The sequence below is a fragment of the Fusibacter paucivorans genome, assembly GCF_018390735.1.
Classification (GTDB): domain Bacteria; phylum Bacillota; class Clostridia; order Peptostreptococcales; family Acidaminobacteraceae; genus Fusibacter; species Fusibacter paucivorans.
Map to the genome: position 1 here is coordinate 115,899 of NZ_JAHBCL010000006.1, position 12,762 is coordinate 128,660.

At 42.9% G+C, this 12,762-nt stretch carries 10 protein-coding genes; all 10 read right to left on the reverse strand.

What is annotated here, in order from left to right:
- Nucleotides 1-4 precede the first annotated feature (4 nt).
- Complete coding sequence (locus tag KHM83_RS04755; RefSeq protein ID WP_213235773.1) at nucleotides 5-1,429, reverse strand: S-layer homology domain-containing protein; 1,425 nt, start codon at nucleotides 1,427-1,429, stop codon at nucleotides 5-7.
- 528 nt (nucleotides 1,430-1,957) lie between these two features.
- Nucleotides 1,958-3,037: an ABC transporter substrate-binding protein gene (locus KHM83_RS04760; protein WP_213235774.1), complete on the reverse strand. Its 1,080-nt coding sequence runs from the start codon at nucleotides 3,035-3,037 to the stop codon at nucleotides 1,958-1,960.
- A 21-nt stretch (nucleotides 3,038-3,058) separates the two neighbouring features.
- The gene (locus tag KHM83_RS04765) at nucleotides 3,059-3,826 is read right to left on the reverse strand and encodes an ABC transporter permease (RefSeq protein WP_213235775.1); all 768 of its coding nucleotides are present in this window, start codon (nucleotides 3,824-3,826) and stop codon (nucleotides 3,059-3,061) included.
- Nucleotides 3,823-4,614, reverse strand: coding sequence for an ABC transporter permease (locus KHM83_RS04770; protein ID WP_343213119.1), 792 nt, complete (start codon nucleotides 4,612-4,614; stop codon nucleotides 3,823-3,825). The genes KHM83_RS04765 and KHM83_RS04770 overlap by 4 nt, the downstream gene beginning before the upstream one ends.
- Nucleotides 4,611-5,387 (reverse strand): ABC transporter ATP-binding protein, encoded by a 777-nt coding sequence (locus KHM83_RS04775; RefSeq protein ID WP_213235776.1) that lies wholly within the window; start codon nucleotides 5,385-5,387, stop codon nucleotides 4,611-4,613. The genes KHM83_RS04770 and KHM83_RS04775 overlap by 4 nt, the downstream gene beginning before the upstream one ends.
- Nucleotides 5,388-5,417: 30 nt before the next feature.
- Nucleotides 5,418-6,926 carry an NAD-dependent dihydropyrimidine dehydrogenase subunit PreA gene (preA, locus tag KHM83_RS04780; protein WP_213235777.1) on the reverse strand — a complete coding sequence of 503 codons (1,509 nt, stop codon included), beginning with the start codon at nucleotides 6,924-6,926 and terminating at the stop codon, nucleotides 5,418-5,420.
- 266 nt (nucleotides 6,927-7,192) lie between these two features.
- The gene (gene hydA / locus KHM83_RS04785; RefSeq protein ID WP_213235778.1) at nucleotides 7,193-8,563 is read right to left on the reverse strand and encodes a dihydropyrimidinase; all 1,371 of its coding nucleotides are present in this window, start codon (nucleotides 8,561-8,563) and stop codon (nucleotides 7,193-7,195) included.
- Between the two features lie 98 nt (nucleotides 8,564-8,661).
- Nucleotides 8,662-9,780 (reverse strand): iron-containing alcohol dehydrogenase family protein, encoded by a 1,119-nt coding sequence (locus KHM83_RS04790; RefSeq protein ID WP_213235779.1) that lies wholly within the window; start codon nucleotides 9,778-9,780, stop codon nucleotides 8,662-8,664.
- 8 nt (nucleotides 9,781-9,788) lie between these two features.
- On the reverse strand, nucleotides 9,789-11,129 hold the full coding sequence (locus KHM83_RS04795; RefSeq protein ID WP_213235780.1) for an aminotransferase class III-fold pyridoxal phosphate-dependent enzyme: 1,341 nt from the start codon (nucleotides 11,127-11,129) through the stop codon (nucleotides 9,789-9,791).
- Nucleotides 11,130-11,325: 196 nt separating this feature from the next.
- Nucleotides 11,326-12,486 carry a PucR family transcriptional regulator gene (locus tag KHM83_RS04800; protein ID WP_213235781.1) on the reverse strand — a complete coding sequence of 387 codons (1,161 nt, stop codon included), beginning with the start codon at nucleotides 12,484-12,486 and terminating at the stop codon, nucleotides 11,326-11,328.
- Between the last annotated feature and the right edge of the window lie 276 nt (nucleotides 12,487-12,762).

A 12,762-nucleotide genomic window follows, 5' to 3' on the forward strand; every position in this document is an offset into this window, starting at 1 on the left:
GAATCTAATGAATCGTAAAAAAGATGTGCAACGGGGCATCAGATTTTGAAATAAGCGGCACGACAACATCAACATTACCAATGGTTTTCACCGCGTCGTAATCAGGATAATTGTTACGTCCAAAATTGACATAGTAATTCGTATGTGTTTGTTGCACGTAATCCGCAATTTCAGCACCATACACCTCACCAAAAAAGGCCTTAACAGATTCTTTCAAAGGTGTCATATAACGGTCATCATATCCCTGTTTCCAGTATGTTTCTGTTCTTTCCGTATCATCATCATAAAGCCTATTGATGGTTAGCTCTACCGTGGCACCTTTTTTGGTTTGTGATGCCTTGTATGTTTTGGTATCTAAATAATGATCGTGATGTATTACAAATTGGAAGTATGGAAAATTATTATAGTAATCCAGTTTGTTGCCAAGTGCTACTAATATGAATTCTTGTTGGCCACTTACGCCTTCCAGTGGACTTCTCGTCGTATAAAGACCTGAAAATCTTTCCAATCTCGCCATGTAGTTAAGTAAATTGTTTAATCTGGCTGTGAGATCCGGTGTATACGTATCTTTTACCACAAGGTCACCGTAACCGCCGCCGCCATCTACAATTGTGAGGACACCATCTTCAAAGGTACTGATGGCATATTCTCTTGATAGGTGTTCTTCTTGGTATTCAGGCGATTGTGACTGCACCCACTCAAGCCACGACGAATCACCTTCAAGCGGTTTATCTTCTTCTATTGGCGTGCGCAGACTGTCATCTAGCAGTTTTGAGATCACAACACTGGCTTCGCCCCTTGTGGCATTGCCAAGCGGTTTAAAGGAACCGTCACCGTAGCCTGCGATGAAATTAAGGGCATAGGCTGTGGTGACTTCTGTTTTATAAGAAGCGGAGACATTGACGAGATCACCAATTTGCTTTTGTGCTTTCGTCACAACGCCATCTGTGATGGCTGTGTCGCCGCCAATGGCATCATAAGCTTTTACAATAATCGATGCCATTTCTTCTCTGGTAATAGCCGTCTCGTAGTCAGCTGCTGCCGTTGTATAATTTTCAAGCAGATTCATTTCGATGGCTTTTTCAATGTAAGGCATGCCCCAGTAGCTCCCAACTGGCGCAGTCGCATCTAGCGTGATCGTCCCCTCACTTTCAAGTGCTTTAAGCGTTAAAACGATAAATTCAATGCGTTTCAGTGTATTGTCAGGTTTAAAGGTACCGTCACCATACCCTGAGATAATGCCGCGGTCTGTCAGTGACGATACATAGCTGTTTGACCAGTGGGTGGTCATGTCGGAAAAGCCATTGCCATTAACATTAAGACCACTGTTGCTGTCCCCGTTGCCGTTATTCACCGCAAATGCAAAACCAGAAAGAAATAATACCCCTGCCATTATACCTGTTGTCACTTTGATTTTCAGATTTTTCATTTTATGTATACTCCCCTCAAATTTAGCGTTTTCAATCGTACGCTGCCACATATGCCGCCATAAAGTGTGTTGTCTATCGTTCTAAAAAATACGCATTGCAACGTATTGCAGTTGTTGATATCATGGCGCTGTTTGATTATTTATACTATTAAAACTTTTATACATTATTATAACATAAATACAATTATTTCCAAATCCCCAAATGCATTCTTATCTCTCTTTTTTTGCTATGTTTCTACGCATTATCATCTGAGGAATTGTAGTCGACTTCACACGTAAATGAATCTGTTTCTTTTGATCTTGTTTGTCTTATCTTGTCTTATCTGTTCTTGTCTTATCTAAAATTTTCTTATCTTGTCTTTTCGATTTTGTCATTTTTACATCGTTCTGGTTATTTAGCATCACAGGGAACGACATAAAAATAATGCCCAAATCAAAGTTTAAATCTTTGATCGGGCATTATTTGATCACTTCTTTTATACTTTATTAACTATTTTTATTCAATGTCTTGGTTAATGATCGTCTCAATTATTTCGTTGCTTCTTCGAAGTATTTGCTGGTAATCGTCGTATCGTCAAGTACCGCAGGCTCTGTCAGCAAGCCGTATTTGTAAGCGAGGTCTGCCGTTTGTTGGATGGCATCCATATCGATGTAGCCGATTTTTGCAGGGTCAAAACCTTCTGGTGTAACAAGTTTTGCGATTTCTTTTGCCATGTAGACTTGGTGCTCAAGCGAAACACTTTGGTCAGCATCATAAACGACTTGACCTGCCGCTTCAGGATCTGCACATGCATCTTGCCATCCTTTGATAGAGGCTCTTAAGAATCTGACGAAGAGGTCTTCGTTTTCCGCAATCCATTCATCAGTAACGAATAGACAGTCTTCAAGCATTGCAACGCCTTCATCATTCATATCAAGGACGTTTAAGTCTGCATCCGAAAGACCTGATTCGAGCAATAAGCCGTATTCATTGTAAGTCATGGCAGAAGCTGCATCAATTTCGTCATTGAGTATTTGGTTCATGGTAAAGTCTTGTTGTACGAGTTCGAGATCTTTTTCTCTGTCGATGCCGTTTGCTTCGAGAAGTGCATAAATTTCATACTCATTGCCGCCGAACCAAGAGCCAACTTTTTTGCCGACTAAGTCTTCCGGTGATGTAATGCCTGTTTCTGCTTTAGAGACGAGAAGCATTGCGCTCTTTTGGAATACTTGTGCCACTTCTTTGAGTTCCCATCCTTGTGACTGGTACTTCAGCAAGCTCGATACCCAAGTGACACCGACATCGGCAACGCCGTTGTAAACTTGCTGTTCAGGGATGATATCACTACCGCCCGGCAAGATTTCAATATCAATGCCTTCATCTTCATAGTAACCTTTGGAAGCCGCCATATAGTACCCCATAAATTGTGACTGAGGCAGCCATTTGAGCTGAATCGTCATTTTGTCCATTTCTTTTGGCGTGTCCGTGGATGTTGACGATTCGGTTGTTGTTTCTGATGCAGAAGCGCTTTCTGTCGATGCAGGCGCACTCGAGCTGCACGCTGACATCAGGAGTGATACCATAAGCAGCATCACTAACACAAGTTTTAAATTTCTCTTTTTAAACATTTAAATTCCTCCCTTATTTTTCTATCTTTGTGAAGCATGCCACTTGATGACATTGCGTTCTAACAATAAGATGACGATGTAAATCAAAACGCCGGCAAGTGATGCGACGACGATATACGACCAGCCCATTGCCATTTCAGCTTTTCTAAGGTTATCTTTGATGCCAAAGCCGAGACCGGCTGTTGACGTCGCAAAATATTCGCTGATAATAGCCGCAATAATGGAAGCTGCTACGTTGATTTTAAACGCCGTAAAAACATTGGGCATACAGTTTGGCAATCGGAGCTTCTTAAAGATCACCCAGCGTTCAGCCGCCACGGAGTGCATTAAGTCCATGGAATACGGCTTCAAGGTGTTGAGTCCGCTGTATGCGTTCATGGCCATTGCAGCCATGCAGACAATGGTAACGACGCCGATTTTCTGCGCCATCCCCGTCGAAAAATACAGGTTCATAATTGGCGACAAGGCGACAATTGGCATTGCATTAAAAGCTGTGATAATGATAAGACCGCCATAGCCCCACTTCGGAAAAATCGTTGCGATCACGGCGATCATAAAGCCGATGGCCGATCCAATCATCATGCCGATAAAAGCACCTGAAAGGGTAACGCCGCAGTCTTTAATCGCCTTTGGCAAGTTCGCATGCAGTGTCTGCACGATTTCTAATGGCACGGGAAGTTGAAACGGTTTTAAATCCAATACTTTATGGACGTATCCCATTTGCCACAGTGCTAAAAAAGCGATCCCGAAAAGCAATGGCCACAAGATATTCTTAACTTTGTTCATCATGCCGTTTCACCCTCCTTTCCCGATTGCCATGGGAGGAAGAAATGCTCTGCATTAATCACGAGATAGTAACTGACAATTCCTAAAATAGCACTGGTAATAACGGAAGCCCAAAAAATATCCATTGAGCTTGAATAGAGCGAATAAAGCATTTTTACGCCAATGCCGCTCTTTGAACCAAGCATGTCAACTAAGATAGAGGCCGTAACAGCCATTGGCGCGGCAATTTTTAAACCTGTAAACAAATAGGGCATCGCGTAGGGCAGCATCAGTTTTCGATAGACATTGAATTTTGATGCCGCAATGGCATAAAGCAGCTCTTTCTTTTCTTGATCAACGCTTTTGAGACCACTGAGCATATTGACGGAAACCGGGAAGAACGTAATGTAGGCGGCTATGATAATCCTCGAAAGATTCATATCCCTGACAATATTGAAAATAATCGGCGCCAGCCCCAATACCGGGATCATCTGTGAAATGATGAGATATGGAAACGCAATGCGCTCCAGTGTCTTGGATAAACTCATGAGAATGGCTAAGACGACGCCAATGACAGCTCCAATGGCAAATCCCAAGAGCGCTCGCGAAAAGGTTACAGCGCTTGCTTCAAGCAGCATGCCGGCATTTTGGAACATGGTGATAAAAATCGTATGGAGAAATGGTAATTTTACCGATGCCATCTCACTCTTCACCACGTATTTCAAGATGAAGGCCATGATTTCCCAGAATGCCAGAATACCGACTAGCCAGACGGCTGTTACCAGCCTTCTTTCATGTTTTGAGATGGTCACATTTTCACCTCCTGAAAGCACTTTCTAATCTTTGCTACGTATTCAAAGAATTCAGGTGAATCTCTGAGTTCATTGCGCCTCGGTCTTGGCAAATCAATGTCAACTACCGCTGCCAATTTACCCGGATGAGGCGTCAAGACGATGACGCGATCTGAAAGAAAAACGGATTCCGGAATATTGTGTGTGACGAAAATAACGGTACTCTTTGTCTTGCCCCAAATCTCGAGCAAATCTTCATTGAGCTTTTCTCTTGTAAACTCATCCAGCGCCGAGAACGGCTCATCCATGAGCAGGTATTTAGGATTAAGCGCCAATGCTCTGGCAATGCCGACACGCTGCTGCATACCACCGCTGAGTTCAAATGGATATTTCTTGCCAAAGTCTTTCAGCCCTACCAAATCCAGCTTTTCATCAATCCGTGAAGTTCGCTCTTTTTTCGGAACGCCCATAATCTCCATGGGCAGACATATATTGCGTCTGACCGTTCGCCAATCGTAAAGAACCGGCTGTTGGAACACAATGCCATATTCCTGTTTGATCCGTATATCCCTCGGAGACTGACCGTCAATAATAATTTCACCGTCCGTTGGCTGAAGCAAATCGGCGATGATTCTTAAAAGCGTCGTTTTGCCGCACCCAGAAGGGCCTAACAGCGAAATGAACTCTCCTTCTTTAATATCTAAACTAACACTGTCCAGTGCATTGATTTTTTCACCTGCATTATTGGTGTAAACCATGCTGACATCTTTTACTTGAATTTGTGTTTCTGACATAAGTCCCCCTTTAACCTCGAAGGTTTTTCTCTAATGCTTATGCGCTACTCTTGTACCAGTGCTAATGGCACCAACCGGACAAACCACAGCACACAAATGGCATCCGACACACTTATCCGCCAATAGTCTCGGCGTTCTGTCTGATGTTAGTGTCAACGCCTGATGACCGCCATCATCACAAGAAACGTAACATCTGCCGCAGCCAATGCACTTGATTCGATCAAACTTGGGATACGCAATGGATTGTCGATTCAAAGCCTCGGAAGAAACGAGATTTGGCAATGCCTTGCCGACAATTTCCTGAATTTTTGTATACCCTTGTGACTGCAAATAGCGTTTCATGCCGTCAATCATATCATCAATCACACGGTAACCATATTGCATAACCGAAGTAGTTACCTGTAGGTTTTCACAGCCCATCGCCATAAATTCTGCGGCATCCCGCCATGTTTCTATGCCGCCCATGCCACTAATAGGCGCAGCTGATAGCTGAAAGTGCTTTTTCATATCATGAATAAAACGCAGTGCTATGGGTTTCACCGTTTTACCGGAGTACCCGCCGACACAGGATTTTCCCTCTACAGAAGGTTCTGAGCCAAAAGAGCCCAAATCGACATTCATAATACTCTTAATGGTATTAATCGCCGCGATTCCCGTTGCACCGGCTTCCATTGCGGCAATGGCAGGCGGCTCCATATTACCAACATTCGGCGTCATTTTGGCAAGTACAGGCAAATGTGTTCCTGCGAGCGTCGCTTTTGTATATTTATAGACGAGTTCGGGATCTTGCCCCACATCGGAGCCAAGACCATCGCCAGACATGTGCGGACACGAAAAATTGCATTCAATGATATCTGCGCCTGCTTCTGTGACGACTTTCGCCAAATACGTCCATTCCGCTTCATTCTGTCCTAAAATTGAAGCAATCAGCACTTTATTGGGATAATCTTTTTTCAGCTTTCTGAAATAGCTTAAATTTTCTTCCAGTGTATGATCTGATATCTGCTCAATATTTTTAAAGCCTATAAAGGAATTGCCTTCTTTGCGTATGCCGGCGAATCTCGGTGATACTTCTTCCGGTACAAAAGTGCCCACCGTTTTAAAACAAGCACCACCCCATCCCATTTCAAATGCACGCGCCACCATCTCATAATTACTGGCGACAACAGACGATGAAAGAAAAAACGGATTTTCGCAATGAACACCGCAAAAGTCAATACTGAGGTCTACATTCGAATCAATTGCTTCTGTGTTTGTTTCAGCCGCACCTGCACTGGCAAACATCATAAAACCTTTAATATCTACCGGTCGATCAATTTTACTTTTTACACAATGCGCTTGACACGTTTGCAGTTCACATGAAGCACAAACATCACCGGATGCTTTGGCAAAGGCACCTATCACGTTGTCAAATCGATAAGCGAGTAAAACACCCGCCGGATCTTGACCTTGAGGACAGTGTTTGGTACAAGGTGCATCATGGCAAAGCAAGCACCCGTCTGATTCATTTTTTGCTGCAAAAGCGCTAAGTGGCGACATACACGTCCTCCTTTCTTTTTATCTTTATTTCTTTTTATCTTTATTTCTTTTTATCTTTATTTCTTTTTATCTCTATCTCTCTTTATTTCTCTTTTTATCTCTCTTTTAGTTTTTCTATAACTCTGTATCAATCCAACTTGCCAAATCCTTGCTATCTCTCACTGTCGATTTCTTGTTTCTCTATTTTCTTTATGGTTTTCTACGCTTTACAAACAGCGTTGCGCAGTCATTTTTAATTGTTGAATGCATTCATATACAGATACGTTTTAATCATTGCGACTGGCACGTTTTACGAATTGACCCCATCCGGCTTCACCGACGAATTCACCATCTTTATAGACGAGCTTTCCTCTGGAAAATGTCATCACCGGATAACCATTCAGCGATTTGCCTTCCCAGATCGTATGATCGTAATCCGAATGCATATTGTCAACACTAATCGTTAACGTCTTCTCAGGATCGTAAATGACGATATCTGCGTCTTTGCCGACTGTCAGCGATCCTTTTGACGTACAGCCGAAGATTTTCGCCGGATTTGTCGAACAGAGTTCTACAGCTCTGCTGAATGAGATTTTGCCGTCATTTGCCGCAGCCAGCATATACGGATAGAGGTTTTCAACCCCTGCACAGCCATTTGGTATTTTCGTGAAATCATCCTTGCCCCAGTCTTTTTCATAGCTTTGGAAAGGACAGTGATCGGTAGCAACCGTATCAATCTGACCATTTTGAATGGCTTTCCAGAGAGCGTCCTGACTTTCCTGTCCTTTCATCGGCGGTGAACAGACGAAATTACGGCCGTCTTCACGCTTATACACTTCACTGGTAAATTCCAGATACTGCGGGCACGTTTCAACGTAAATATCGTGCCCTTCTCGTTTGGCATCTATGGCAGCTTCAAGCCCTTCTTTATCAGCCATGTGTACAATGTACAACGGTGCCTCTAAATGCTTCGCCCAGTGAATGCCGCGTTTATCCGCTTCTGCTTCCACGTATTCAGGTCTGGAAAGGTAGTGATACCAAGGCGATAACTTGCCTTCTGCGACAAATTTAGCAACATTTAAGTCGATAAGATCCGGATTTTCAGCATGAAGATTAATCATAGCACCAATCTCCTTTGCACGTGCGAGCAACTTGGCAAATGTACCGTCATCAACCATCATGCCTTCTTTTTTGTAGACAAAGAAACATTTAAAACTCGTAATCCCTTCTTCAACGGCTGTTGCCATCTCTTCGATAATTTTGCCTTCCTCAATGTCGGTGATGCAGCAATGGAAGGCATAGTCAATACAGGCTTCCGCCTCGCATATTTTCTTTTTATCGTTAATCAGTCCCATAATGCCTGTCCCCTTGCGCTGTACCGGGTAATCAAATACCGTGGTAACACCGCCGCATGCTGCCGCTCGGGTACCAGAGAAATAACCGTCCGCTGAAACCGTACCGCCAAAAGGCATGGCAAGATGGGTGTGTACATCAATGGCGCCGGGCAATACGAGTTTACCTTTTGCATCAATAACTGTTGTAGCCGTTTCTGGCAAAAGTGTTCCAATGGCAACGATTTTGCCATCTTTCACGGCAAGATCCGCTGAATAGGTTTCTGATGATGTTACAATGGTGCCGTTCTTTATTAATAAATCCATAGCATTACCTCCTTACGCTTTTTCTGCTTATTTCCTGACAACTTATTCGCGATAACTGTTTGAATAAAGGTTAGCTTTTAACGGCCAAAATTTTGACATTACATGGCGTTAAGCGCTTCTTGATACATGTTCATAATATCTTCTTTAGCTGGCTTAACCAGACAATTCAATACATTGGATGTCTTTAATACTTTTTGTGTATAATGCTCAATTTCATCTTCACTTAAATGGACACCTTCGCCAATCATCGGCAAGATCAATTTATCCATTGATTCAATACTGTCATATCCCATAACGCTTACAATCTTATCCGCTAAATCTGAATCCTGCTTCGATACCAGTTTTAAATAACTGCCCATGAGCAAGCCATTTGCTTTGCCGTGATCAATACCTTTGGAATACGTCAGTGCATAACCCATTGCATGCACCACTGTCGTCCCCGTTTGCGCAATGACGATGCCCGCCATAAAAGATGCGTAAAGCAGCTTGTCACGCATTTCTGACGTCATTTTGACATCATCACCCATCCCCGCAATTGCTTTCAGCGTTTCCATAATGGATCGAATACTCTCCATTGCAAGGGCATCTGAGATAAAAGAACGTCGTACAGAAAGCATTCCTTCAACTGCATGCGACAGTGCATCAACCGCTGTGTTCACAAGGGTTGTATAAGAAAGCGCTTCCATGTATTTGGAATCCAAAAATGCAATGGCCGGGAAAATATAATTGGATGCGATCCCCGTCTTCGTCTGCATGGCATCATTGGTTAAAATCGAGTATTGTGTCACTTCCGACCCCGTTCCGGCTGTGGTTGGTACGGCCACAATCGGCAGAACTTTGTTTTCATACTTGCCGCTGAACAATGCAGAAGGCTCAATATCCTGTGCTGCCAACAGTGCAATGGCCTTGCCTGCATCCATTGGCGAACCACCGCCAATGGCGATGATAAAATCCACATCATTCGCTTTCGCAAGCGCCGCACCTTCATAAGCACACGCCACTGTCGGATTGCTCATGACTTTATCGTAAACGAGATAGGTGATGCCAACGGCTTCAAGTGCTGACATAATGTCCTTTGCAGAGCCATTTAATTTCGCTGACCGCGCACCTGTTACCAGCATGGCCCGTTTACCTAGCGTTTTGAACACATCACTGTGATTTAAAATACAATCCTCGCCAATAATCGCGCGGGTTGGCATATAATATTGATAATTCATAAAACCCCCTATAGCATTGTTTCATCTACAATTGTCAGTACGTCATCCATAATCGCCATTGCTTCTTTAAGTTCTGCTTCATTAATAATCAGCGGCGGTGCAACGATGATACAGTTTTCATGTGTATACGTTGAAAAACCGCGTTCGCTGAGCATGCCGTTAATCTTTGGCATCAACTTATCCGGATCACCGTCATATGGCACAAGTGCTTCTTTCGTCGCCTTGTCTTTTACGAGTTCAACAGCTGAGAAGAGGCCAATGTAACGAACATCGCCAACACAGGCATGTTTTGACTTTAAAGTTTCCAGTAAATCTCCAAGTATGGCACCCATGGCATTGGCGTTATCAAAAAGCTTGCCTTCTTCATAAACATCCAGTGTTGCAAGGCCTGCCGCACAGCCAATCGGATGGGCTGAATACGTTAAACCGCAGCTTAGGAAGTGATCGTCAAAGTGTTTCGCAATCGCCTTGCTCACAATAGTGCCACCAAGCGGTACATACCCGCAGGTAATGCCTTTCGCAAAGGTGATGATATCCGGCTCAACATCAAAGTTGTTAACACCGAAGCATTTACCGGTTCTTCCCCATCCAGTCATGACTTCATCACAGACCATCATAATGCCAAACTCATCACATAAATCGCGAACACCTTTCATATAGCCCTTTGGCGGAATGATGACACCATTGCTGCCCGTAATGCTTTCCATAAAAATCGCCGCTACACTGTTTCGCCCTTCATAGATAATTTGTTCTCTCAGCTGACCGATATAATAAGCTGTAGCTGCCTCTTCTGTTTCAAAATCAATTGGCGCTCGGTAAACGTATGGATCAAAGAATTTTACAAATCCAGGTATGCCCGGTTCACATGCATATTTTCGAGGTTCACCTGTTAAATTCGCAGCACCGTAAGTCGCACCATGATATGAGCGATACCTCGACATGATTTTATTTCGTCCGGTAAACAAACGTGCAATTTTGATAGCATTCTCATTGGCATCTGCTCCGCCGAGCGTAAAAAAAACTTTGCCCATATTGGATGGCGCCATATCGATAATCCGCTTTGCCAAGAGTGATCTCACATCGAGTGCAAAAGCTGGTGATGCAAAAGCTAATTTTTCAGCCTGATCCTTAATCGCCTCAATTACTTTTTGATTGCCATGCCCTATATTGAGATTGACGAGCTGTGAAGACATATCAAAATATTTCTTCCCATCGCCATCCCAGAAACAAACGCCTTCAGCCTTTGCCATGACTTTTGGTTTCAACGGCCCCTGTACGCTCCACGAATGGAGATTGTACGCTTTTGACATATCTTGAATTTCACTTGCTTTCATTTCATTTACTTTCATTCTAGTCACCTCACGCATAAAATTAGGGCGTCTGTTATTAAACACATAACAGACGCCCTTGCCCTAAAAATAATGCCATTTAATTTTTGTTGCTGCAAATGATCGTCATTAAGTATGTATACATAATACCATCATTCCGTTCGCATGCAACGAATTCAAGCACAAAATGCTTTGTGCTCCAGCACAATGATCGGTTTTAGCCAATTTGGTCTTTAATTTTATACGCGAGAAGCAAGTTGACACCATCGTTGTAATCCAAATCGCATTGGAGAATTTCCTTGATTTTCTTAATCTTATAGTTAATGGTGTTGCGATGTACAAAAAGCTCCTTAGATACTTTTTCAACACTATTGTTGTACATGAGGTAATAGCGCAATATGGTAAAATAGTCCGTCTGGTTTTTACTGTCGTAATCCTCAAGCAACCCCAGTGTCTGTTCATAAAAACGCTTTAACACCGTCGAATCGTCAATCTCTATCAAAAGTTTGTTAACGCCGATCGCATCATAGGCGACATATAGCATCTGCTGCCGATCAGCCATTTTCATCACGGCTATCGCACGCTTGTACAAAAGCGCCAGAGACCGAATACCGTATTCCGTCTCACTAATACCGATGTGAAGTGTCAAATTGGGTTCAATGAGCTTCATATGCGCTTCAAGATCTAAAATAGCGTTTTCAACAATATGGTGTGAATAGCTCTGTAAGACGGCGACAAGCAACTTATCCTGCCTAAAAATGCTAAAGTGTTCACTGTATTTCATCAGTATTTTTGTTAAAGCATTTCGCACCTGCTTTTCATGTGTTAAAAACCGATCGCCGCCTTGATCTTTCATCATAATCGTAAAGAGGCAATACTCCGCTTCGGTGTCAAATGCGTTGTGTTCTAAAACCGGTTTGTGTTCAACTGTCTTTTCAGGAAAAAAAACGATATCACGAAATGCCTCGGCAACTGAAATTTCATTCTTCTCCGCATCCATGATGCGGTGACAAAAATCATTGGTGATATCCACAATCCGCGTCTTCCAAGGGATTGTAAACAATGGAAACTGGTTTTCATCACAGAATGCCTTAAGATCGTCGGGAACCGCTTGAATGTAAGGACCAATATTTAAGACGAGACCTGCGGCGCGATGTTCAATCAACTCTTTGACAAATGCCAAAAACCATGTCGTATTACGCTGTCCAATCCCCGTCGTAAAGATTAATTCGTGACCGTGAAGAAACGTTGCCGTTTCCGGATCTTCCAACATATGGACCCAATCCACAACATGATTCATATTGTTTTTTGCGCTGATGATTTCCATGCCATAATTCTCTTTTGCATACTGACACAGTTGTTTCAATGTAATTGCCATACCGATTTCCTCTTCTATTTCTATGCCCACGCTATTCAACCTGCGGCGTTAACTTTGCAGCCCATCTAACAAGGCCGATCACAGCAGCACATACGGCATGTTTCAAAGCCACATTATACAGATCACAATTGTTACTAATTTTTAATAAGATACTTCATAATTTATCACAATCCTTCGCTAATTTCAATATAGCATCTATTCAACATGACGCCTCTCGCCATCGACTAATGAATTTTAACACGATGACAGCGCCTTTTTAATCAAAAAATAAAACCG